The organism is Pseudothermotoga thermarum DSM 5069, from assembly GCF_000217815.1.
GTDB classification, from domain to species: Bacteria; Thermotogota; Thermotogae; order Thermotogales; family DSM-5069; genus Pseudothermotoga; species Pseudothermotoga thermarum.
This window is the reverse complement of sequence record NC_015707.1, coordinates 1,577,529-1,599,789: the sequence shown is the minus strand read 5'-3', so window position 1 is coordinate 1,599,789 and position 22,261 is coordinate 1,577,529. Positions and strand designations below refer to the sequence as shown.

Sequence of the window (22,261 nt, the reverse complement as noted above, 5' to 3'; positions counted from 1 at the left end):
AGCCCCCCGAATGTTCATTCGTAAACATACCTTTGTGAAGAATCGTAGTCTTCTATAATTCCGTTCAAGACGTTTTGGATGTATTCGATCACAACGTTGTCCAAAGCCAAACCTGTGTCATACCCTGTGAGTTGCTTGAAGACAACATAGCCATCTCCACCAAGTGCTAGGTAGTTGTTGGTGGCAACGATGTAGGTTTTCTCTGGATCGATGGGCTGGCCTTTCACTTTGGCTTCTACTAATTTTCCACCAACGCTTTTGAAAGTTAAACCAGAAACTTGAGGCCATGCGCCTTGCCCAGGTTTTACCGTGCAAGCATATTCAAGGATCTTCAAAAGACCTTCACCTTTCATTTGGAAGACGTAAAGCGTGTTTCTGAACGGAAGGACAGTTAGAACATCTCTAATACTTATCTTTCCTGGTTTTATAGATGCTCTGATGCCTCCACCGTTCATTATTGCGACATCGGCGTTGGCCCTCCAAGCCATGGCGTCGGCTATCAAGTTTGCAAGGTTGGTGCTCTTGGATCTGACGTTTGCCCTTTCGCCGTCGAGTACAATCTTGGTTTCGCCGATAACGGTATCAAGTTTTTCCGAACCAAGGGCTTTGAAGTAGCCAAGCACGGTCTTTACGTAGAAATGCTCCTCAACATCGCTTGTAACCGGTATGGCTTTCCAACTCCATGAAACGATTTTCCCATCTTCAATCTCAAGGTCGAGTCTTCCAACAACCTTACCCCATTCCCACGCTTGGACGATGATCGTGCTGTTCACAACCATTGCCTCTTCCATCTTTGTGTGGCTGTGTCCATCAATTATAACGTCGATTCCATCCACTTCTTCCGCAAGTTTGATGCTTGTCGTGGCATCCGGATATCTTCCAGGGACGATTCCAAGGTGCGCAAGGGCTATGACAACGTCGGCTTTTTCGCGAAGCTGCGGGACAAGCTTTTTGCTTGTTTCAACGGCACTCAAGAAAGTCGCGCCGTTTAGATGAATTGGTTGAAGCACCAACGTGTCTTCCGTCGTCAAGCCAAAAATTGCAACTTTCAAATCTGGAAATTCCTTGATGATGTAAGGCTCCGGTTTGACAATTTCCTCAGGATCAACAAAGTTTGCGCTCAAGAAAGGAAAGTTTGCAAGCTTCATCTGGCGTGCAAGTTGCTGTTTTGGTTTGTTGAACTCGTGGTTGCCAAGAACCAAAGCATCCAGTTTCATCAAGTTGAACGCAACTATATCTGGAGCAGCGTCAAGAAGGTCAGATTCTGGTACTCCCGTGTTGAAATCACCTGCGTGTAAGAAAATCACATAACCCCCTTGAGATTCCACTTCTTTTCGTACTTGCTCAATGATGGTTGCAATTGCTGCAAAACCACCAATTTTTTGATTGTTTGGATCATCGAATCTCCACGCTCTTCCATGGGTATCGTTAATGTGAAGAATAGTAAGTTTCGCAGCAAATGACAGAATGACAAGTATTAACAAAAGAAATACAAGTAGTCTTTTCATTTTACCACCTCCATAGGAATTATAACTTGTGTTGTTAAACAAAGTTCAATGAAATTTATATGTTTTTACATGAATTTAATTCTTATCCGATGCAATTTAGGATCTTCGTGTCTTATTTGATAAAATAACTACAAAGGAGGTGGCAAGCATGCAAAACACAATTCTTTATGATGATGGTGTTCACAAGTTTGTCCACTTGGCATGGGAAGAAAAAGAAGAAGAAGGAATTGTTCAAACAAATCAATATTTGATAATTGATTCGGACGAAGGATTTCTTCTTGATCCAGGTGGAGCGCATGTTTTTCCAAGAGTTTTAGCGAATGTTTCGGAGTTGATAGAACCAAGTAAGATCAAATATATCTTTTTCACACATCAAGATCCTGATGTAACATCTGGTATAACTCTGTGGTTATCGATAGCAGAAAAGGCAAACATCTATATTTCTGCATTGTGGACGAGATTTTTACCGCATTTTGGTGTGTATGATCAAAAGAGAGTAGTCGCAATTCCCGATAAAGGTGAAAGAATCCGATTGAAAAGTGGTACAGAAATTGAGTTCATACCTTCGCATTATCTTCACGCTACAGGTAATTTCACTTTGTATGATCCAAGAGCTAAAATACTTTTCTCTGGAGACATCGGTGTTTGTGTTTTTCCAAAAGGTGGAAGGTACCTGTTCGTTGAGGACTTCAACCAACATGTAAAATTGATGGAAGCTTTTCATCGAAGATACATGACATCCAATACGGCAATTAGAAAGTGGTTATCGATAGTTGAGAAAAAGGAAATAAATATTGTTGCACCACAACATGGAGCAATTTTTAAGGATAAAAATGTGAAACTACTTTTCGACTGGCTAAGAAATCTAAAATGTGGTCTTGACATAATAGACGAAATATATGGTAGGTGAAAACCATGGATAAAGAAACCTACGAAAAATTGGTTTCATCTTTTTATGGTCAGAATTTAATGATCTCTTTCATGCACCAATTAGATGAAGCATTGCTTTCAAGAGTTCGTGAAGTAGTTGAAAAAGTTAAAAACCTTGAAGAAAGATTTGAAAAACTACGAGATTCCGTTGAAACTTTAACTGAAACATTCGAAAAGGAAGGACAACAGTTACTTTCAGCGGTTGAAAAGAACAAAACTGTTGTCAATGACATACTTGAACAATTGAAACAATCAGGCACCGATATTTCTCGAATCAGTGGAACTGTGCAAAAAGCCTTGGAAGAAACTTCAAAGACGATCTTGCGCTTTAGTGATATTCAAGCAATGGTAAAGGATATCGAAAAAATAGCAAAACAAACCAATTTGCTTGCTTTAAATGCTTCTATTGAATCTGCAAGGGCAGGGGAATACGGTAGAGGTTTTGCTGTGGTTGCCGCGGAGATACAAAAACTAGCAAATGAATCGAATTTGATAACAAAAAGAATCACTGATGAGATGAACAATTTAGCTGTAGCTGTAGGCGAATCGGCAAAGAGTATAAAAATGGTTGGAGAAATTTTTGCCACTTTGCAAAACTCATTGACAAAACTTTTTGATGGCATACAAGAAAACATAAACCTTTTATCTCAGACTCTTCAAGTTCTAACATCAACCAGCAAACAACTTGATCAGCAACAACAAGTCTTTCAAGATGCAGAATTTTTGCTGAAGATGGTTACTGAAAAATTCAAAACTCTCACAAGAGTGATAACAGCTGTGGTGAATGCACAACTTGAGCTGAAGAATTTAAAGCTTTAGTTAATTTTTGCAAGCTTTTCATTGTTTAAAGATAATGGTAAAATATTTTTAGGAGGTGGTTAAATGCCCCTTTCAAATCACATTCAAAGTGCGGATTGGAAAGCGGAAAAACATGTACCTGTGATTGAATGCGCTGACGTCGTCAAGGCAAACGAATGGTTTGAGGTGAAAGTTTCAGTTGGAAAAGAAATACCACATCCAAACACAACTGAACATCACATCAAGTGGATTAAGTTGTTCTTCATGCCGGAGGGAGAAAAGTTTATCTACGACGTTGCCACTTTTGAATTCAACGTTCATGGGGAATCTGTCGCTGGTGCAAACCAAGGAAGCGTTTGGACCCACTCTGCAGCTGTTACATGGATGAAGGTTACAAAACCTGGAACTCTTTATGCCCTTGCATACTGCAACATACACGGTCTTTGGGAAAGCAGCAAGCAGATAAAAGTTGAATAAAAAAAGGTGCCGGTTCTCCGGCACCTTTTTCAAGGAGGAAAGACTATGAGGCCAATAGAAATCAGGCCTGGAATCTATTGGGTTGGTGTCAACGACAGATTGACACAACTTTTTGAAGGTTTGTGGCCGATAGGAGCCGAGGGGGTTTCATACAATTCGTATCTAATCACAGATGAAAAAAACGTCTTGATAGACCTTGCCAAAGCTGTTAAAACCGATGAATTTTTCGATCAAATTGAGGAAATAATACCGATATCCAAGCTTGATTATGTAGTTATAAACCACATGGAGCCAGATCACACGGGAGTTTTGAGTCTTTTCAAAAGGATGGCTCCGAATGCGACGATTTTGATAAGCGATAAGGGTTTGAAAATGCTTCAAGCTTACTATCACATTGATTCCAACGTGAAGGTTGTGAAAGACGGAGAAGAACTTTCCTTGGGGAAAAAGAATCTGAAATTTTTCTACACTCCTTTTGTCCACTGGCCAGAAACGATGATGACTTATGAAACTACAAACAAGATACTTTTCTCATGCGATGGTTTTGGTGGATACGGTGCTTTGCGTGGGACAATCTTCGACGACGAGTGTCAGGACAAGGAGTTTTACATCAAGGAAATGCTCAGATATTATGCGAACATCGTGGCAACGTTTAGCAGGAACGTTTTAAAAGCAATAGAAAAGCTTCAAAGTCTTGAAATCGAGATCGTTGCACCTTCGCACGGTTTGATCTGGAGAAAAGAACCTTCAATGGTTATCAACCTTTACAAACAATGGGCGGAGTACGCTTTAAAACCTGCTGAAAAAGCCGTGACTTTAATATACGGTTCAATGTATGGCAACACCGAAAGAGTAATGAGCAGTATTTTGAATGGTTTGACCAAATCGGGAGTCCCAGTTGAAGTTTACAACGTCACTGAAACTCATGTCAGCTATATCCTTGCTTCGCTTTGGAAAAACAGAGGTGTGGTCATAGGTGCCCCGACTTACGAAGGTTCGTTGTTCCCACCAATGGAAGATGTTTTGAGAATAGCATCGGTTAAGCATGTTCAAAACAAAACTACGATGGTTTTTGGAAGTTACGGCTGGAGCGGTGGAGCTTCAAGAAGGATAAAAGAAATCGTGGAACCTTTGAAATGGGAAATAGTTGAAATCTTTGACTTTCAAGGAGGTCCAACTGAGGAGACACTTAAGAAGGCAGAGGAGCTTGGATACAGCTTTGGTAAAAGGATCCTTGAACAAGAGTGAGCATCTTAGCAAAGCTTGTGAACCACCGGTAATCCCGGTGGTTTTTCTATTGTACTAAAAAGATATAATGTACGTCGGCCAAAACAGCACGCAAAAACCAAACCAGATTCTCTGGTTTTTCATTCCAGACTGCAGTCCATAAATATAGTATACGGCGACTGAAAACCGGAAATCGATTCTTAACCTTGGAAAGCAAAGACAACTAGCCTTGACAGCTGTGGTAGTATTGTTCAAGGATGGGGGCGTATCAATGAAAAATCTTTCTGGTTTTAACAGTAATTGCTTTGAAGGTTTTCACGTTGAAGAAGAGAAAACAATTCAAAATGGCATACAGTACAAGATCAAAGATATTGGTTGTTTGAGAATCTACTTCAAGAAAGACGGTACAGTTTCCATCGATACTTCCCAGATAAAACCAGAGTACAGAGCCAATTTCTTGAAAGCACTTGGGGTGAACTTACGGAAGATAGATGGAACTTCTTGGCAGGAATTGAAACAAACTGTGTTGAAATACCAAGGAGAAGTTCGTTCACTCGATAGTGTTGAGATTGCCAAGACCACTGGTCTAACGTTGATTTACGATGGGAACACTTTGACTGTTCTAAGGCTCAGCAGTAAAACTCCAAAGGAAATTCTTCAAAAAATCGAAAACTCAACATCGGCTCCTGCAGATACCCTTTCTTTGCTTGAATCGCTTGCGGCTCTGGAAGAAAACAGGGCTTTGGAGATCGCTCAAAAACTTTGCAGCTGTGAAGAAAAAACGGTTGACAAAGCTTTACAAAGGTGGGTGCTTGCTCAGAACATCGTCGATCCAAAGTACATTCTTCCAGCTATTGGTTCCGATGAAGCAGGCAAGGGAGATCTTTTTGGACCAATCGTTGTTGCAGCTGTGTACGTTGGATTCAAACAGTATGATAAGTTGTCAAAGCTTGGAATAAAGGATTCAAAGTCTATCAGCGACAAGAAAATTCTTGAATTTTCCAAGATCATTTCTGAAGTTTGTCCTTGCAGTGTTTGTACGATAGAACCTTCTAGCTTGAAAAAAGGGCAAACGAACCTTCAACTTGAAAGAAAGCATTTTGAATGTATTTCGAAATTGCTTGAAGAAACAGATTCACTCATAATTGTGTTCGACGATTTTGGAGCAAAAAATTTGACCAACGCTTTCTTTGGAAGAAAAGTTTTTGGATTCAAAAACGGTGAAAGAAACCTTGCCGTTGCAAGTGCCTCTGTGGTTGCAAGGGCTGAATTTTTGAAACATCTGCAAAGTCTTTCTGAAAAATATGGGCTTGAAATTCCAGCAGGAAGTTCAGAAAAAGCCGTTCAAGCTGCAAAAAGATTCATAAATAAATTTGGCTTAGAAGAGTTTAAAAAGATCTCCAAAACAACTTTCTCGAACGTTGAGAGGTTAATCAACAGCTGAGTTGTGATACTTACACTCTTTGCTGAAGGGGCATTTTTCACACCTTGGATTTCTTGGAAGACAGATGTTTCTTCCAAAGTTCACCATGGCAACGTTTATTGGACCCCAGAGCCTTTTGGGAAGAACTTTGGAAAGCTCTTCCTCAGTTTGCTCTGGTGTTTTGGTTTTCACAAAACCTAGTCTGTTGGAGATCCTGTGAACGTGTGTATCGACGGCTATGGCTGGTATGGAGAAACCTTGGAAAAGGACTATGTTGGCGGTTTTTCTTCCAACACCAGGTAGTTTCAACAGTTCGTCCAAATCACTTGGAACTTTGCCGTTGTATTTTTCAAGAATTATTTTTGAAACTTCGATAATCCTTTCGGCTTTCTGACGGTACATGCCGGAAGGTTTTATCAAATCGTAGATTTCCTCGGGTTTGGCTTTTGCCAGGGATTCAACGTTTGGATATTTGGAAAACAAATTTTGTGATGCAACCAATGTATTCTCATCTCTGGTTCTTTGACTTAAGATCGTGGATATCAAAATCTTAAAGGGATCTTTCTCATCAAAATCGTGGTAGAACATTTCGATTATTTTTTCGGCGATTGAAACGATTTGAGACCTTGTCAAATTTACACCTCCGCAAAATTTATTGTACAATGAATAAAGGAGGTGCATGAGGTGAAAAAAGTTCAAAAATTGATTGAAAAAATGAACGAAATGGATCTAGATTTGGTGCTGATATACAGCGTTGAAAATTCAAGCAAACCCTCAACTTACTATTTGTCCGGTTTTACCGGTTCCTTCAGTTGCCTTGTCATAGCCAAGGAAAAACAGTACATCATAACAGATTCGCGTTATTTCGAACAGGCAAAAAGTCAAACGAGTTTTGAACTTGTTGAGTTCAGAGGTCCAGACTTCATAGGTACGATAGCTTCAGTTGTAAGGCAATTCAATCCAAGGAAAATTGGATTGGAATTTCAAAGGATCAGCCACGCCACTTTCTTGAAGATCTCGGAAAAAATCGAGAGTGAATTTGTTCCGATAGATCAAATTTTAAGTGAGATGAGAATGATCAAAGATGAAGAAGAAATAGCAAACATCAAAAAGGCAGTTGAAATAAGCGAAAAGGCTTTGCAGAAGACTTTGGAAATTGTAAAAGAGGGTGTCAGTGAGAAAGACATTGCGGCAGAACTCGAATACAACATGAAAAAACTTGGAGCCGATGGAACAGCTTTTGAAACCATAGTCCTCACAGGTCCAAGAACTTCTCTGCCACACGGTCGACCAACGACTAGAAAGCTTGGCAAGAACGAACCGATACTCTTTGACTTCGGTGCACAGGTTAACGGATACTGTGCTGATATCACCAGAACCTTCTTTTACGGCAACCCAAGCGAGGAATTTTTGAAAGTATATCAAACAGTTTACGAGGCACAAACTTTGGCCCTTGAAAAAGGCAGCGCAAAGTTGAGTGGAAAAGAGTTAGACGCAATCGCAAGGGAAAGAATTAACCAAAGTGGATATGGTCAGTTCTTTGGGCACGGACTTGGTCACGGTTTGGGCTTGGAAGTTCATGAAGAACCAAGGGTTAACAGTTTGAACGAAAAACCCTTGCCGGTAAACAGCGTTGTAACGATTGAACCTGGGATTTATCTTGAAGGAATATTCGGTGTTAGAATAGAAGAAGACGTTGTGGTGAAAGAAGACAAGCTTGAAAGACTTACAACTTTCCAAAGAGAGTTAATAATTTTACGCTAATGGAGGTGATCTGCGTGATAGAAGTTGGTGACCTCAGGAAAGGTATGATAATACTCGTCGATGGGGAACCTTACAGGGTTATCGATGTTAACAAACACCACATGGCCATGGGAAGGGGAATAATAAGAACGAAGTTGAAGAGCGTGAAAACAGGTCTTGTAAGAGATCAAAACTTCAACAGTGGAGACAAGGTTGAAGAAGCCGATCTAACCTTCAAACCAGCTCAGTATTTGTACAAAGATGGTGATCACTACTACTTCATGTGTTTAGACGACTATGAACAGTACAGTTTGAGCGAAGAAGAACTTGAGGATGCAAAATGGTATTTGGTTGAAAACATGGAATTGAACCTGGTTTTCCTCGAAGGACAAGTCATCGGAGTGCAGCTTCCAAACGTTGTGACCTTGAAGGTTGTGGAAACAGAACCAGCTTTCAAAGGTGACACAGTTTCTGGAAGTGGTAAACCTGCCATTTTGGAAACAGGTTTAAGAATCACCGTTCCGTTCTTCGTTGAAGCAGGTGAATACGTTAAGGTTGACACACGTACTGGCGAGTACGTTGAAAGGGCATAAGGAGGTGAGTGTATGGATTTCAAAGGCACGATAGACATTTCCGACAACGCTTTGAGAGAAATCGCGGTTCGAAGTATATCTTCCGTCTTGGAGATAACCGACGAACGGAAGATAAAAAAGCTTAGAAAATCTGTCGAAATCGAGAGATCCCCGGAGGATAACGTCATCGTCAACGCAAAATTGACGCTTCCATATGGTAAGCCGTTGACAGAGCTGGCAAAAAGCGTTATGGAAAAGGTCAAATTCGATATCGAAAGAATGACGGGTCTTCAGGTGTTGGCTGTGAACATCACCGTGGAGGACATAGAAGAAGGAGAAGTGAGCATAGAAGAGGAAAAAGAAGATTCGCAGAAGGAGTGAGATCTTTCGTGGGACGTCGCAGAAAAATGAGGGATTTAGTCTTCAAAGTCCTTTTCCAAAGCGAATTTCGTGAGGATGAAATAGATGAAATCTTAAAAGAACTGCTCAGCAAGGAGAATTCAGATTCTTTGAAAGCAGATGTTGAAAGGTACGTTGCAAATATAAAAGAAAAGAAAAAGTTGATAGATGAAAAAATATCTTCTTGTCTTGAAAATTGGGAGCTCGATAGATTATCCACCGTTGACAAATGTTTGCTCAGGCTTGGAACCTATGAACTTTTGTACGAAGCAGATGTTCCCATAGAAGTTACGCTTGACGAAATGATAGAGCTTGCAAAAAAGTATGGAACGGAAGACAGTGGCAGGTTTGTAAACGGGGTTTTGGACAAGATAGCCAAAACTTATGCACCTGCAGAAAAATTCTTGCTTTAGTGAATAGGGGGTGAACATCATGCTGAGTGATATTGAAATAGCAAGAACTGCAAAACTTAAACCAATAAACGAGATAGCAAAGGAACTTGGATTGAAAGAAGAGGATTTAAAAAACTACGGAAAATACATTGCCAAAGTTTCGCACAAATTAGCAGAATCGCTTCCTCAGAAGGGAAAACTTATCATCGTCACCGCGATGACTCCAACCCCAGCAGGTGAAGGGAAAACAACTACAAGTATAAGCTTATCCATGGCTTTGAACAAGCTAGGTTATAAATCCATAGTTACCCTGAGAGAGCCGTCTTTGGGACCTGTTTTTGGTATAAAAGGTGGAGCAGCCGGTGGAGGTTATGCGCAGGTTTTACCTATGGAGGATATAAACTTACACTTCACCGGAGACATTCATGCCGTTTCGGCTGCCCACAATTTAATATCGGCTATGATAGATTCTCACATTCGTTTCGACAACGAGTTGAACATAGATGTTACAAGAATAACTTGGCCAAGAACGATTGACATGAACGACCGAGCACTCAGAGAGATTGTGATAGGACTTGGAGGACATGCCAACGGCTATCCAAGACAAGACAGGTTTGTCATAACCGCCGCATCCGAGATCATGGCAATATTGTGTTTGTCGAAAGACTTGATGGACTTGAAAAAACGTGTTGGAAACGTTGTGGTTGGATGGTCTAAAGATGGAAAACCTGTTACAGTTCACGAGCTTGGAATAGAAGGTGCAGTGGCCGTTTTGCTCAAAGATGCAATCAATCCAAACCTTGTTCAAACCATAGAAAATACCCCTGCTTTCGTTCACGGTGGACCTTTTGCGAACATTGCCCATGGAACAAATTCCATAATCGCAACAAAACTTGCCTTGGGACTGGCAGAGTACGTCGTTACGGAAACTGGTTTTGGATCGGATCTTGGAGCGGAAAAATTCTTCGATTTTGTTGCACCGACGGCCGGATTTAAACCCGCAGTAGCGGTGATCGTTGCAACAATCAGAGCCATGAAGTACCACGGTGGTATGCCATTGAAAGACATTTCTCAAGAGAATCTTCAAGCACTTGAAAAGGGTATGGAAAATTTAAAGGTGCACATTGAAAACGTCAAAAAGTACGGTTTGCCAGTTGTTGTTGCTTTGAACAGGTTTGCATCGGATACAGACAGGGAGATTTCTTATGTTCTAGAGGCTGTAAAAAGTTTTGGGGCAGAAGTGGCTTTGAACGAAGGGTTTGCAAAGGGAAGTGAAGGTGCTTTGGACCTTGCAAGAAAAGTTGTGGAAGTGACAGATGAATCCAAGTTTAAGCCACTTGTTGATCTTGGTCTTCCTGTGAAAGAAAAGTTGCAAATTCTAGCAAGAGAAATATATCGAGCAAAAGAAGTTGTTTTCACCAAAGAAGCTTTGGAGGATTTGAAAAAATTGGAAAAGGTTGGTTATGGAAACTTACCCGTTATAGTCGCTAAAACTCAGTATTCTCTTTCTGACGATCCGACAAAGTTAGGTGCTCCAAAAGATCACACCTTTACGGTTAGAGAATTTTTACTTTCGGCTGGTGCAGGTTTTGTCGTTGCAGTCAGTGGTGAGATAATGCTGATGCCCGGTTTGAACAAAAGACCAAACGCTTTGAACATAGACATCGATGAAAATGGAAACATAGTAGGACTTTCGTGAGGTGCTTGCACAATGCTTATAGATTGCAAAAGCTTGGCAAAAAAGATAGAAGAAGAAACAGTTGAGCTTTTGAAAAACAGCAAAAAACAAGCCAAATTGGTAAGTTATGCTTTAAATCCAGATCCTTCAACTGTTTCTTACTTAAAAAGCCAGCAGAAAAAAGCGCAAACGCTTGGAATTGAGTATGTGATGAAGATATTTGACAATTCACAAGAACTTGTGGAAAACCTCAAGAAAGATTCTCAAGACGAAACGGTGCATGGAATATTCGTTGCACATCCACTGCCAAAAGACATTGACGAGCTGTCGGTAGTTTCTTTGATAAACCCCGAAAAGGATATCGAAGGTAGAAATCCGGTGAATTTGGGAAGGCTTTTCTTTGGAATAGAAGACTTTGCACCTTGCACGGCTGCCGCGGTGGTTGAGATATTAACAAGTACCACCAGCTTAGAAGGAAAAAAGGCTGTCATCGTTGGCCGAAGTGTGACCGTTGGCCAACCTGTGGCTGTAATGCTTTTGAGAAAAGACAGAAGTGCGACGGTGACAGTGTGTCACACCAAAACGAAAAATTTGGTCGAATTGACAAAAAGTGCGGATATCGTCGTAGTTGCCGTTGGAAAGCCATATTTTCTAACGCCTGAAATGGTCAAAGAAGAGGCTGTTGTGGTGGATGTGGGAATAAACGTGGTTGAAGGTAAAGTAGTTGGAGATGTACATCCTGATGTGGAAAAGAAGGCTTTTCTAACACCCGTTCCAGGCGGGGTGGGAGTTGTGACCACTTCCATACTCATGTACAGAGTTGCGAGGAATGCTTTCAGGGGTGGTTAAGGTTGAGAATTTTAAGTGGTATTAGACCAACGGGAAAGCCTCACATAGGAAATTACGTTGGAGCTTTGAAGAATTGGAAAAAATTGCAGGATGAAGGGCATGAATGTTTTTACTTTGTAGCCGACTGGCACGCCTTGACGACGAATTACTCTGAAACCAGCGAGCTTAAAAAGCTCACAAAGGATGTGGTTAGATCTTTTCTGGCTTGTGGGTTGGATCCAAACAAGTCGGTTCTCTTTGTCCAGTCGGCAATCAAGGAACACGCTGAGCTTGCTTTGCTGTTTTCCATGATAGTTCCCGTTTCGTGGTTGGAAAGAGTTCCGACTTACAAGGAGATGAAACAAGAACTTTCGAACAAAGATTTGTCAAACACTGGTTTTCTTTTCTACCCAGTTCTTCAAGCTGCAGATATACTCATATACCTTGCCGAGGGAGTTCCAGTTGGACAAGATCAGGTTTACCACATCGAGCTAACAAGGGAAATAGCAAGAAGATTCAACTATTTCTACGGTGAAACCTTCCCAGAACCGCAGGCGCTGCTCTCGGTTGTACCAAAACTTCCTGGAACAGATGGTAGAAAGATGAGCAAAAGCTACGGCAACATAATCCCACTTGAATTTGACGCCGTCAGCTTGGAAAAGATGATTTTGCCAATGGTAACAGATCCGGCAAGAAAAAGAAGAACTGATCCTGGTAATCCTGAAAACTGCCCGGTTTGGGAATATCATAAAGCTTTTGGAATAAGCGAAGAAGAGAGTCAATGGGTGATCGAGGGTTGTACGCAGGCTAAAATCGGTTGTGTTGATTGTAAAAGGTTGTTGCTAAAGAATATGAAACGTGAACTAGAACCGATTTGGCAAAGGTATGCAGAGATAGACAAAGATCCAAGGTACGTTGACGACGTCATTTACAGCGGAAATGAAAAAGCAAGAGAAGTCGCCAGAAAAACGATGCAAATTGTTCGTGAGAGAATGAACCTTTTATTTTAATCTCGAGGTGATTTTTTGGAGTTAGTATTCCACCTACCAGTCTTCGAAGGACCTTTGGATTTACTTTTATACTTGGTTAGAAAGCGTAAGATAAACATACGCGATATTTCCATTTCCCAGCTTGCAGATGAGTTTATCCAGTACGTAGAGCAGATGAGAAAACTTGACATGCACATAACTTCAGATTTTTTGGTGATGGCTTCGCAACTAATGGAAATCAAGTCTAAATACTTGCTTCCATCTTTGAGCAAAAAAGAAGCAGAAAAACTTCAACAACAAGAAGAGGAAATTTATCGAAGAATAGAACTTTATGAGAAAATAAAAAACCTTGCTGAAGATTTGAACGAAAGGCTTGAAAGATTTTCAGGCAGAAAAGTGGTGAGGCTTTCGGGCTTGCCGTTTATACACGAGGAAAAGTTGAAAAAAATCATAAAGTCAGTACTCGAAGAGATTAGACTTAGAACGAATGTCTACAAAATTAGACGCCAAGCCTTCACCGTTGATCAAGCCGTGGAAGATATAGAGAAAATCATTTTGGAAAAAGTCGAAATTGAATTAAAAGATTTGTTGACGATGTGTGTTTCCAAATACCAAGTCATCGTGTACGTGCTTGCTGTACTCGAACTTTTGTATTTGAAACGCTTACTACTGGTTGAAAAAGGCGATGGTTACATTCTAAGGAGGAATGATCTTGAACCTTAAAGCTGCGGCTGAGGCGATAATATTTGCCTCAAAGGGAATAACGTTGGAAAAACTTGCTAAGATTTTGAGGATTACAACCGAGGAAACTGAAAAAATCTTGAATGAACTTGCCGATGAATACAATTTGCCAGATCACGGTGTGGAGCTTAAAAGATTGGGAGACGTTTATCGGTTCTACACAAAGGCAGAATACGCACAACTTGTACAGAGCGTTGGAAAATCCATCTACACAAAGCTTTCCGTATCTCAACTGGAAATCGTTGCCATAATCATGATAAACGGTCCTTCGACTTTACAACAAATAAGCGAGATCAGGGGAAAAGATTCTTCAGCGCTCGTCAGATCGCTGCACAAAATGGGAGTTTTAACCAGAAAAAGGTACAAAAACTCTTACATTTACAATCTTTCTCAAAGGTTCAAGGAACTTCTGATGATAGAAGAAGTGCCCGGCGATATTGCCGAGCACCTTCAAACAGCTACACCTTCACCTTCTTCTTCTGAGGAGTGACGAATTCACATACTCCTCGTGGACAACTTTTTGCGCCGATGTGAGCAAGGAAATCGCTTTCGAAGTTTTGAAGTATCGAAAGCAAAGGAACGTTTATACTTTGACCTAGACCGCAAAGTGAGGCTTCCTGGGTAACCTTGGCAATTTCTTTCAAAGTCTCAAGATCTTCTTTTTTACCCTGTCCTTTGCTCATTCTCTCAAGTATCTGCACAGCCAACCTTGTTCCTTCCCTGCACGGTGTGCACTTACCGCAGGATTCGTGTTCAAAGAACTGCATCGTGTTGAGAGCCACGTCGACGGGGCATACATCTTCACTCATCGCCAGTATAACGCCAGAACCAATTGAAACACCGTACTTTGCAAAGGAATCGTAGTCCAATGGGACATCGAGTTTATCAACGCCAATGAAGGTACCTGCCGTTCCACCAGTTTGAACCATGTAAAGCTCTTTGCCTCCAACCAATCCTCCTCCGAATCGGTAAATCAAATCCCTAACGGTTGTACCCATTGGAACCTCGACGATACCGCGTCTCACAACGTTTCCAACGAGTGAATAAACTTTTGTTCCAGGGGAATTTGGTGTTCCAAAGGATTTGAACCAATCAGGACCGTTGAGTATTATCATCGGGATGTTGGCAAAAGTTTCAACGTTGTTTATGACTGTTGGTTTTCCGAAAAGACCATGGGTTGGAGGATACGGTGGTTTCAACCTTGGTCTGCCTGCTTTCCCCTCAATTGATTCAAGCAGAGCGGTTTCTTCACCACAAACGTACGCACCAGCGCCCAGCCTTACGGTTAGATCGAAGGAAAAGTCTGTTCCTAAAATGTTCTTGCCAAGAAATCCATATTCATAAGCATCCTGAATGGCTTTCTGTATGTTTTCCACCGATCCGTAGTACTCTCCTCTGATGTAGATGTAACCTTTGGTTGCTCCAACGGCGTATCCGCATATGACCATGGCTTCTATAACCGAATGTGGGTCTCCTTCCATTATCAACCTATCTTTGAAGGTTCCTGGTTCGCCTTCGTCAGCGTTGCAGATAACGTATTTTTGGTCTGCTTTTGCTTTGGCTGTGAACTCCCACTTTAAACCGGTTGGAAAACCTGCCCCACCGCGTCCCCTCAAACCGGACGCTTTTACAACCTCTATGACTTCGTGTGGTTTCATCTGGGTCAAAACTTTGTGCAGAGCAAAATAACCATCCCTTGCGATGTATTCTTCTATGTTCTTTGGGTTTATCACTCCAACATTTCTCAAAACTATTCGAGTTTCGGCAGAAACTTTCTCTTTTTCTACTACAACCTTCAGTTTTTCTTTCGGTATTTCCAGACTTAAAACAGGCCTACCTTTTAAAAGATGTTCCAAAACGATCTTTTCTACGTCTTGAACCGTTTTCACAGAGTAATAAACATCGTCGGGGAAGACTGCCATCAAAACACCTTGCGTGTAGACACCCATGGTACCAGTTTCAAGGACTTCAACCATGTCTTTGAGGTTGTATTTATCGATCAATTCTCTTAAGTAATTTACAAACTGTCTGGCTCCCAAAAGAACGCTGTTTGAATCCACCGAGACCAGTACGATCGTTGGCTTCATTTTTTATCACCACCATTTCTAAGGTTTTCTATAATTTCCCGAACTTTCTTAGGTGTCAAGTCTCCAAAGTATTCGTCGTTTATCATTATCACGGGAGCCACTCCGCAGAGTCCAAGGCAACTTGTTTTCTCCAAAGTGAAAAGCCCATCCGGTGTGGTTTGATCAAAATCGATTTGCAAAACCTCTTTCAATGTTTTCACGATCTCTCTTCCGCCGGTGACGTGGCACGGCAAGTTGACGCAGACTCTTATTACGTACTTTCCCCTTGGTTTTGTCGAAAACATCGTGTAGAAGGTCAGAACCTCATAAACCTTTGATTCTGGTACTTTAAGTTCCTGTGCAACAAGTTGTGCGGCTTCAATTGGAATGTAATTTCCAAAATAGTCTTGAATTCTGTGAAGCGTGTTGATCAAAACATCTCTTTCTTCCAAAGTCTCGCTTTTTGCTTTTTGGATTATTTCGTACACCTTCTCGCGGTCGAGCGCCATCTTAGCCCCCCTTTCACGGTGATACTTTGCTTATGGCGCCAAATCGACACACTTCTATACAGCTACCACATTTAACGCAAATTTCGTTGTCGATAGAGTGTACTTTACGCACATCACCAGAAATGGCGTTGACTGGACAAACTCTGGCGCACGCGGTACAACCGACGCACTTTGCAGGATCTATGACGTACCTGATCAAGTTCTTACACCTTAAGGCTGGACAGCGCTTTTCTTTCACGTGGGCTTCGTATTCGTGACGATAATATTTAAGAGTGCTGAGAACAGGGTTTGGAGCGGTTTGACCCAAGCCACAGAGTGAAGAATCTTTTATAACGTTTCCAAGTATTTCTAGTTTTTCCAAATCTTCCATAGTTCCTTCTCCGGAGACAATTCTTTCTAAGATTCTGAGCATTTCCCTCGTTCCCTCACGGCATGGAGTGCATTTTCCACACGATTCGTCCACGGTAAACTCCAAGAAGAACTTTGCAACGTCGACCATACAATCATCTTCATCCATCACGATCATTCCACCAGAACCCATTATCGCGCCAAGCTTTTGGAGCGACTCGTAGTCAACAGGTGTATCGAAGTACTCCGAAGGAATGCATCCTCCACTTGGACCACCGGTTTGAACGGCTTTGATCTTCTTCCCAGTTGAAGATCCTCCACCGATTTCGTACAAAAGTTCTCTTAAGGTTATACCCATCGGAACTTCCACCAAACCGGTGTTGGTTATCTTACCAGCCAGTGCAAAAACCTTTGTTCCTGGAGATTTTTCCGTACCTATGCTCCTGAACCAATCGGCACCTTTTATGATAATGGGTGGAACACATGCGAAAGTTTCGACGTTGTTTATAACCGTTGGCATTCCCCAAACTCCGCTTTGAGCTGGATACGGTGGTTTGACGCGAGGTTGACCTCTTTTACCTTCGATGGAGGCAATGAGAGCAGTTTCTTCACCACAAACGAAAGCGCCAGCTCCAATCCTTAACTCTATGTCAAAATTAAAACCTGTTCCCATTATGTTGTCGCCCAAAAAGCCATATTCCCTGGCTTGTTCGATGGCTATCGTGAGTCTTTCAATCGCAAGCGGATATTCTGCCCTCACGTAGATGTAACCTTGGTTGGCACCTATGGCATAACCTGCTATAGCCATTGCTTCCAACACTGTATGAGGATCTCCTTCTAAGATTGAGCGGTCCATGAATGCGCCAGGGTCTCCTTCGTCCGCGTTGCACACGACAAATTTCCTTTCTCCCTTTGCCTTTCTGGTAAGTTCCCACTTCAAACCCGTTGGAAAGCCTGCTCCTCCTCTACCGCGAAGTCCACTCTTTTTTATTTCCTCGATCACCTGTTCGGGAGTCATTTCGTTCAAAACTTTTGCCAAAGCAAAGTAACCGTCTCTTGCTATGTACTCTTCTATGTTGGTTGGGTCTATGTATCCAACGTTTCGTGTGGCGATTTTGACTTGTTTGGCAAAAAATGGCAATTTTTCAACTGCTTGTGGAACAACCTCGCCGGTTGGAAGTTTGTAAAGATATTCTTGAACTATTCTTCCTTTCAAAATATGCTCTTGAACAATTTTTCTTGCGGCATCGGGTGTCAACTTCTGGTAGAAAACACCTTCAGGGTAAATAACCATCAAAGGACCCAAACTGCATGCACCCATGCAGCCGGTTTCAACTATTCTAACCACATCTTGTAAAGCGTACTTTTGTATTTCCTTTTCAAGCGCCGATTTTACACTTTCTTCGCCTGCGGATAGACAAGCTCCTCCAGCGCATATTAGTATGGTGCTTGTTGTCAAAGGCACTTAGGATCACCTCTTTTTAGATTTCGCCTCTTCTTACAAGAAGATCGGTTACAACTTGGTTGTTCATTATGTGAAGTTTGACAATCCTTTTGGCATTATCAGGAGTAACGTGACCGTAGACAACAGGTTCTTGACCTTCCAAACGCACTTCAACAGTTGGCTCTACCTCGCAAAGTCCCATACAACCTGACTGAACCACAGCGATGTCTGTAATGTTGTTTTCGTTCAAAGCCTCAACGATTGCCCTAAGTGTTTCTTTTGCTCCCGCGGCAATTCCACAAGTTCCCATTGCAACGGTTATTTTTCCTCTTTTACCAGTATCTCTGAGCTGAAGTTCTTTTAAAGCCTTTTCCTTGATCTTCATCAATTCTTCAAGGGATTTGATTTTGCTCATTTTACACCCTCCCTGTACTTTGCGATTATCCTCGGAACCATGTCAGGCTTAAGCCTTCCGTAGAAATCTTTTTCCCCGACCAAAATCACAGGAGCCATGCTGCACGCACCTAGACATCTAACTGGGTGAACTGAGAACAAACCATCTTTGGTAGGTTCTTCTGGTTTGACTTGAAGTTCTTCAAGAAATCTTTCCAAGATTCTATCTGCGCCTTTTACGTAGCAAGCCGTGCCCAAGCAGACTTTTATCTGAATCTTACCCTTGGGCTTGGTGGAGAAGAAATTGTAAAAGGTCACAACACCGTACACTTGAGAGGCAGGAATCTTCAAAGTATCGGCAATGTGTTGTTGAACCTCAGGAGAAAGATAGCCAAACAACTCTTGGGCTTTTTGAAGTATCGAGATCAATTTGTCCGGCTTTGCTCCAACGGATTCTATGTACTCATCCAGCTCTTTGAAGAGTCTTTCACCGGTTGTGCATACATCTGCCAACTAAGCCACCTCCTCGGGATGTTAATAAATTCACAAACCCTGTTGTTATTATACCATTTCACAATCTAATTTATGCATTTGGACCTGTCAACTTAAGAAGGAAAATTGCACTAATAGAAGAAATGGAAATAGCCACTTAACTATGTCCTCAGCCTGTACCTCGTTATCCCTATCACACTCTCAACAAGACTTCTTTCCCCAAACCTCTCATGCTCGTGTTCCCAATATCCCATATTCTTTTTTCTCGCTTCCCAGTACCATGGCCCTTGCTTTGCCTTTCTCTCGTGTCTTACTGACCAACGCATAGATCACTTTCTTCCTCTTAACCTCATTTATGTTCACTTTCATCTTGTCTATAGCTACTACTGCATTGCCTTCTATCTTCTCAGCAAATATCTCTTCTTTCATCCTTGCCCACCATTTCCTCAAGGCTTCATGACTGACTCCAATTATGGCTGCTGCCTTCCTTAATGCAAGTTCATACTTTCGCCTCATGTGGAACTCTTTGTCTTTGAAAAAGGTTTGGTATAATTTGGTATAGGTACTGGGTGATATTTGTTGTTGTAACTTTCATCTTTACGGGAACCTCCTTTCGGTGAGAAGAGTTGGTTCCCGTTTATTTTATCTTATTCCCCAGCTTAAGTTGACACCTCCATTGGTCAAAATAATGATAAAGTAATTTGGGAGGGACTTTGTATGACGATGATTCTCAAAGTAGACGCTGTTGAGCCAAATGTAAGTATTCTTCAAAGAGCCGCAAAGGTTATAAAAGAAGGCGGTGTGGTCGCGTTCCCAACAGAGACCGTTTACGGCCTGGGTGCTGATTGTTTCAACGTAGTTGGAGTTTTGAAGATTTTCAAGGTGAAAAATCGCCCACCCGATAACCCTTTGATAGTTCATATCTGTGAACTTCAGCAACTTTATGAACTTGTAGAACAAGACACAAAAATTGCTGAAAAAGTCATCGAAAAATTCTGGCCTGGACCGGTGACCTTGATATTCAAAAAATCCGCAAAAGTACCAAAAGAAGTGACTGGTGGACTTGAAACCATTGCAGTTAGGATGCCAAGTCATCCGGTTGCAAGGCTGTTGATAAAGTTAAGTGGTACCCCAATAGCTGCCCCAAGTGCTAACCTTTCTGGAAGACCAAGTCCAACCAAAGCTGAACATGTCGTGGAAGATCTCTACGGGTTGATCGATGTAATAATAGACGCCGGCGAAACACCTCTTGGGCTCGAATCGTCCATCATCGATTTTTCAAAAGATCGTCCGATACTGCTTCGACCAGGGCCAGCAACGATTGAAGAACTTAAGCAAGTTATTCCCGATTTGGAGGTACCAGAATTTCTATTGATGTTGGAAAAACAACCATCCCGGCCTCTTTCACCTGGCATGACGTACAGGCATTATTCTCCAAACAAACCATTGATTCTTGTTTACAACGAAGAACAACTTGACGAAGTCTTTGCCAAGTATCCAAATTCGGTTATCATATGCCCTGAGGAGTACTCTCACAAATTCAAAAACCGAAGAATACTTGTTCTTGGTCGACTCAGTGAACCATTCACCATAGCGCAGAATTTGTACAACGTTCTTAGAAGTGTAGATAACTTGCCGGTTTCGGCGGCGATAGTTTTAGCCATGGAACCTAAGGGAATACTTTTCTCGGTCATGAACAGGTTGAAAAAAGCTGCCAGCGAGGTTGTCGAATAGTTTTTTCAAATTTTTAACAAAAATTTGCTTATAACTTTAGGCAAGCATGGTTTTTAAGCATTGTTGAATCGCTAAAATATAAGTTGAACATCACTTTTAAGGAGGTGAAAAGCCTTGGAAGGTACCAGTAACTCCATAAGTTTGCCACCATAAACTTCCTAGGAGGTGATGGAATGAAGGTGAGGCTCCAAATCGATATCAAGAAATTTATCGAGAACAAGGATTTTAGAACGTTGAAAATGTTACTTGCAGATCAAGAACCAGCGGAAATACTTGAAATGATAGAAGAACTTCCACCAGACGAGAAAATCGTCGTTTTTCGTTTATTACCTAAAGATAAAGCTGCCATTGTTTTCAGCGAATTGGAAGCAGATGATCAAAGAGCGTTGATAGAATTGTTCAAAGAGGAAAAACTTCGTGAAATATTCCTTTCCATGGATCCAGATGACAGAGCAGAGCTTTTGGAGGAAATGCCGGCAAACGTTGTCAACCAGCTTCTTTCTTACCTTACCCCTGAGGAAAGAGCTTTGACTTTGTCCTTACTCAACTATCCTGAGAATTCTGCAGGTCGTTTAACAACTCCGAAATGTCTTGAGCTTTACGAAAACATGACCGTTAAAGAAGCGCTTGAAAAAATCAGGAAGGAGGGTAAGGACAAAGAAACCGTTCAAGTAATGCCTGTAATAGATAGAACACGCAAGTTAGTAGGTATTGTTGAACTTCAAGATTTGATCTTTGCCGACCCAGAGAATCTTGTCAGCCAAGTCATGAATCCAGAACCGGTGTTTGTGTACGCAACGGATGATCAAGAGCAAGTGGCACAGATAATGAGAAAATACGACTTGTTTGTTGTACCGGTTGTGGACAGCGAGCAAAGATTGATTGGAATAATAACCATAGACGATATTGTTGATGTCATAGATGAAGAAGCAACTGAGGATATCCAAAAGATGAGTTCTGTTATCACAATAGAGGAATCGTATTTCCACACGAGTTTGCCTAAATTGGTTGGTAAAAGACTGCCGTGGCTTGTGATATTGCTTCTTTTGGGAACAGTGAGTCAAGGGATCATTGCAAGTTTTGAAGAACTTTTGGCAGCCTTGCCTGTAATAGCCGCTTTCATGCCTGCGATGATTGATTCTGGGGGAAACATTGGCTCGCAAATTTCTGCGTTGATCATTCGTGGAATGGCACTTGGGGAGATAAAACCAAAAGATTGGTGGAAAGTAATGGTTAGAGAATTTGTGGTTTCGACTATAATAGCATTCATTTTAGCCGTTGTTTTGTTCTTGAGATCTATGATAGCAACCCCTTCACTAAATGTAAGTTTTGCCGTTGCCGCCGCATTGGTTGTTGTGACGATATATTCAAATCTACTTGGAGCTTCGCTGCCATTCATAGGTAAACTGATACACGTTGACCCAGCTATAATGGCTGGACCGCTTTTAACAACTTTGGTTGATATCTCTGGAATTGCAGTATACTTTTACACTGTGAAATGGATACTTAAAATGTGATAATGCAAAAAAGCCTTCGGCTTTAAAGGTATATTCAGCCGAAGGCTTTGATT

Annotated in this window: 24 protein-coding genes; 16 read left to right on the top strand and 8 right to left on the bottom strand. The window is 41.5% G+C overall.

What is annotated here, in order from left to right:
• Positions 1–14: 14 nt before the first annotated feature.
• Complete coding sequence (locus THETH_RS08005; protein ID WP_013932850.1) at positions 15–1,508, bottom strand: 5'-nucleotidase C-terminal domain-containing protein; 1,494 nt, start codon at positions 1,506–1,508, stop codon at positions 15–17.
• A gap of 148 nt (positions 1,509–1,656) precedes the next feature.
• On the opposite strand from THETH_RS08005, the gene THETH_RS08000 reads away from it, so the two are divergent.
• The 5 genes from THETH_RS08000 to THETH_RS07980 all read left to right on the top strand — a co-directional run bounded on the left by THETH_RS08000 (position 1,657) and on the right by THETH_RS07980 (position 6,384).
• A complete protein-coding gene (locus THETH_RS08000) occupies positions 1,657–2,418 on the top strand; it encodes an oxygen-binding di-iron domain-containing protein (RefSeq protein WP_013932849.1) in 762 nt (253 codons plus the stop codon).
• A 5-nt stretch (positions 2,419–2,423) separates the two neighbouring features.
• Complete coding sequence (locus THETH_RS07995; protein ID WP_013932848.1) at positions 2,424–3,257, top strand: methyl-accepting chemotaxis protein; 834 nt, start codon at positions 2,424–2,426, stop codon at positions 3,255–3,257.
• A gap of 63 nt (positions 3,258–3,320) precedes the next feature.
• Entirely contained in the window at positions 3,321–3,713 is a 393-nt protein-coding gene (locus THETH_RS07990) for a class II SORL domain-containing protein (RefSeq protein WP_013932847.1), read from the top strand.
• 45 nt (positions 3,714–3,758) lie between these two features.
• On the top strand, positions 3,759–4,961 hold the full coding sequence (locus THETH_RS07985) for an FprA family A-type flavoprotein (protein WP_013932846.1): 1,203 nt from the start codon (positions 3,759–3,761) through the stop codon (positions 4,959–4,961).
• A gap of 250 nt (positions 4,962–5,211) precedes the next feature.
• Positions 5,212–6,384, top strand: coding sequence for a ribonuclease HIII (locus THETH_RS07980; protein WP_013932845.1), 1,173 nt, complete (start codon positions 5,212–5,214; stop codon positions 6,382–6,384).
• On the opposite strand, the gene nth is transcribed toward THETH_RS07980, so the two are convergent.
• Positions 6,370–6,996, bottom strand: coding sequence for an endonuclease III (nth, locus tag THETH_RS07975; RefSeq protein ID WP_013932844.1), 627 nt, complete (start codon positions 6,994–6,996; stop codon positions 6,370–6,372). The genes THETH_RS07980 and nth overlap by 15 nt on opposite strands.
• A gap of 51 nt (positions 6,997–7,047) precedes the next feature.
• On the opposite strand from nth, the gene THETH_RS07970 reads away from it, so the two are divergent.
• The 9 genes from THETH_RS07970 to scpB are packed head-to-tail and all read left to right on the top strand — an operon-like array spanning position 7,048 to position 14,195.
• On the top strand, positions 7,048–8,127 hold the full coding sequence (locus tag THETH_RS07970; protein WP_013932843.1) for a M24 family metallopeptidase: 1,080 nt from the start codon (positions 7,048–7,050) through the stop codon (positions 8,125–8,127).
• A gap of 14 nt (positions 8,128–8,141) precedes the next feature.
• Positions 8,142–8,699 (top strand): elongation factor P, encoded by a 558-nt coding sequence (gene efp / locus THETH_RS07965; RefSeq protein WP_013932842.1) that lies wholly within the window; start codon positions 8,142–8,144, stop codon positions 8,697–8,699.
• 12 nt (positions 8,700–8,711) lie between these two features.
• The gene (locus THETH_RS07960; protein WP_013932841.1) at positions 8,712–9,059 is read left to right on the top strand and encodes an Asp23/Gls24 family envelope stress response protein; all 348 of its coding nucleotides are present in this window, start codon (positions 8,712–8,714) and stop codon (positions 9,057–9,059) included.
• A gap of 26 nt (positions 9,060–9,085) precedes the next feature.
• Positions 9,086–9,490: a transcription antitermination factor NusB gene (nusB, locus tag THETH_RS07955; protein WP_041446680.1), complete on the top strand. Its 405-nt coding sequence runs from the start codon at positions 9,086–9,088 to the stop codon at positions 9,488–9,490.
• A gap of 19 nt (positions 9,491–9,509) precedes the next feature.
• Complete coding sequence (locus THETH_RS07950) at positions 9,510–11,168, top strand: formate--tetrahydrofolate ligase (RefSeq protein ID WP_013932839.1); 1,659 nt, start codon at positions 9,510–9,512, stop codon at positions 11,166–11,168.
• Between the two features lie 12 nt (positions 11,169–11,180).
• Positions 11,181–11,996, top strand: coding sequence for a bifunctional 5,10-methylenetetrahydrofolate dehydrogenase/5,10-methenyltetrahydrofolate cyclohydrolase (locus THETH_RS07945; RefSeq protein WP_013932838.1), 816 nt, complete (start codon positions 11,181–11,183; stop codon positions 11,994–11,996).
• A 2-nt stretch (positions 11,997–11,998) separates the two neighbouring features.
• Entirely contained in the window at positions 11,999–12,985 is a 987-nt protein-coding gene (gene trpS / locus THETH_RS07940) for a tryptophan--tRNA ligase (protein ID WP_013932837.1), read from the top strand.
• A 15-nt stretch (positions 12,986–13,000) separates the two neighbouring features.
• Entirely contained in the window at positions 13,001–13,687 is a 687-nt protein-coding gene (locus tag THETH_RS07935; protein WP_013932836.1) for a segregation and condensation protein A, read from the top strand.
• A complete protein-coding gene (gene scpB / locus THETH_RS07930; RefSeq protein WP_052295988.1) occupies positions 13,671–14,195 on the top strand; it encodes an SMC-Scp complex subunit ScpB in 525 nt (174 codons plus the stop codon). Before THETH_RS07935 ends, scpB begins: the two co-directional genes overlap by 17 nt.
• Here scpB and nuoF (THETH_RS07925) read toward each other — a convergent pair.
• The 6 genes from nuoF (THETH_RS07925) to THETH_RS07900 all read right to left on the bottom strand — a co-directional run bounded on the left by nuoF (THETH_RS07925) (position 14,164) and on the right by THETH_RS07900 (position 19,473).
• A complete protein-coding gene (gene nuoF / locus THETH_RS07925) occupies positions 14,164–15,792 on the bottom strand; it encodes an NADH-quinone oxidoreductase subunit NuoF (protein WP_013932834.1) in 1,629 nt (542 codons plus the stop codon). The two genes, scpB and nuoF (THETH_RS07925), sit on opposite strands and share 32 nt — an antisense overlap.
• Positions 15,789–16,280 carry an NADH-quinone oxidoreductase subunit NuoE family protein gene (locus THETH_RS07920; RefSeq protein ID WP_013932833.1) on the bottom strand — a complete coding sequence of 164 codons (492 nt, stop codon included), beginning with the start codon at positions 16,278–16,280 and terminating at the stop codon, positions 15,789–15,791. The genes nuoF (THETH_RS07925) and THETH_RS07920 overlap by 4 nt, the downstream gene beginning before the upstream one ends.
• Positions 16,281–16,293: 13 nt before the next feature.
• A complete protein-coding gene (gene nuoF, locus THETH_RS07915) occupies positions 16,294–18,093 on the bottom strand; it encodes an NADH-quinone oxidoreductase subunit NuoF (RefSeq protein WP_013932832.1) in 1,800 nt (599 codons plus the stop codon).
• Between the two features lie 16 nt (positions 18,094–18,109).
• On the bottom strand, positions 18,110–18,487 hold the full coding sequence (locus THETH_RS07910; protein WP_013932831.1) for a (2Fe-2S) ferredoxin domain-containing protein: 378 nt from the start codon (positions 18,485–18,487) through the stop codon (positions 18,110–18,112).
• Positions 18,484–18,978 (bottom strand): NADH-quinone oxidoreductase subunit NuoE family protein, encoded by a 495-nt coding sequence (locus THETH_RS07905; RefSeq protein WP_013932830.1) that lies wholly within the window; start codon positions 18,976–18,978, stop codon positions 18,484–18,486. Before THETH_RS07905 ends, THETH_RS07910 begins: the two co-directional genes overlap by 4 nt.
• Positions 18,979–19,185: 207 nt before the next feature.
• A complete protein-coding gene (locus tag THETH_RS07900) occupies positions 19,186–19,473 on the bottom strand; it encodes a hypothetical protein (RefSeq protein WP_013932829.1) in 288 nt (95 codons plus the stop codon).
• A 201-nt stretch (positions 19,474–19,674) separates the two neighbouring features.
• On the opposite strand from THETH_RS07900, the gene THETH_RS07895 reads away from it, so the two are divergent.
• Positions 19,675–20,691, top strand: coding sequence for an L-threonylcarbamoyladenylate synthase (locus THETH_RS07895; protein WP_013932827.1), 1,017 nt, complete (start codon positions 19,675–19,677; stop codon positions 20,689–20,691).
• A 173-nt stretch (positions 20,692–20,864) separates the two neighbouring features.
• The gene (gene mgtE / locus THETH_RS07890; protein WP_013932826.1) at positions 20,865–22,208 is read left to right on the top strand and encodes a magnesium transporter; all 1,344 of its coding nucleotides are present in this window, start codon (positions 20,865–20,867) and stop codon (positions 22,206–22,208) included.
• Positions 22,209–22,261 lie beyond the last annotated feature (53 nt).

What these genes read in the sequence shown, in the direction of transcription:
- THETH_RS07985 (WP_013932846.1), top strand. Translation starts at nt 3,759, where the DNA reads ATGAGGCCAATAGAAATCAGGCCTGGAATCTATTGGGTTGGTGTCAAC.
- THETH_RS08005 (WP_013932850.1), bottom strand. Translation starts at nt 1,508, where the DNA reads ATGAAAAGACTACTTGTATTTCTTTTGTTAATACTTGTCATTCTGTCA.
- THETH_RS07995 (WP_013932848.1), top strand. Translation starts at nt 2,424, where the DNA reads ATGGATAAAGAAACCTACGAAAAATTGGTTTCATCTTTTTATGGTCAG.
- THETH_RS07895 (WP_013932827.1), top strand. Translation starts at nt 19,675, where the DNA reads ATGACGATGATTCTCAAAGTAGACGCTGTTGAGCCAAATGTAAGTATT.
- THETH_RS07945 (WP_013932838.1), top strand. Translation starts at nt 11,181, where the DNA reads ATGCTTATAGATTGCAAAAGCTTGGCAAAAAAGATAGAAGAAGAAACA.
- scpB (WP_052295988.1), top strand. Translation starts at nt 13,671, where the DNA reads ATGATCTTGAACCTTAAAGCTGCGGCTGAGGCGATAATATTTGCCTCA.
- THETH_RS08000 (WP_013932849.1), top strand. Translation starts at nt 1,657, where the DNA reads ATGCAAAACACAATTCTTTATGATGATGGTGTTCACAAGTTTGTCCAC.
- THETH_RS07910 (WP_013932831.1), bottom strand. Translation starts at nt 18,487, where the DNA reads ATGAGCAAAATCAAATCCCTTGAAGAATTGATGAAGATCAAGGAAAAG.
- THETH_RS07990 (WP_013932847.1), top strand. Translation starts at nt 3,321, where the DNA reads ATGCCCCTTTCAAATCACATTCAAAGTGCGGATTGGAAAGCGGAAAAA.
- THETH_RS07920 (WP_013932833.1), bottom strand. Translation starts at nt 16,280, where the DNA reads ATGGCGCTCGACCGCGAGAAGGTGTACGAAATAATCCAAAAAGCAAAA.
- THETH_RS07980 (WP_013932845.1), top strand. Translation starts at nt 5,212, where the DNA reads ATGAAAAATCTTTCTGGTTTTAACAGTAATTGCTTTGAAGGTTTTCAC.
- nuoF (WP_013932834.1), bottom strand. Translation starts at nt 15,792, where the DNA reads ATGAAGCCAACGATCGTACTGGTCTCGGTGGATTCAAACAGCGTTCTT.
- mgtE (WP_013932826.1), top strand. Translation starts at nt 20,865, where the DNA reads ATGAAGGTGAGGCTCCAAATCGATATCAAGAAATTTATCGAGAACAAG.
- nusB (WP_041446680.1), top strand. Translation starts at nt 9,086, where the DNA reads ATGAGGGATTTAGTCTTCAAAGTCCTTTTCCAAAGCGAATTTCGTGAG.
- THETH_RS07950 (WP_013932839.1), top strand. Translation starts at nt 9,510, where the DNA reads ATGCTGAGTGATATTGAAATAGCAAGAACTGCAAAACTTAAACCAATA.
- THETH_RS07900 (WP_013932829.1), bottom strand. Translation starts at nt 19,473, where the DNA reads ATGAGGCGAAAGTATGAACTTGCATTAAGGAAGGCAGCAGCCATAATT.
- THETH_RS07960 (WP_013932841.1), top strand. Translation starts at nt 8,712, where the DNA reads ATGGATTTCAAAGGCACGATAGACATTTCCGACAACGCTTTGAGAGAA.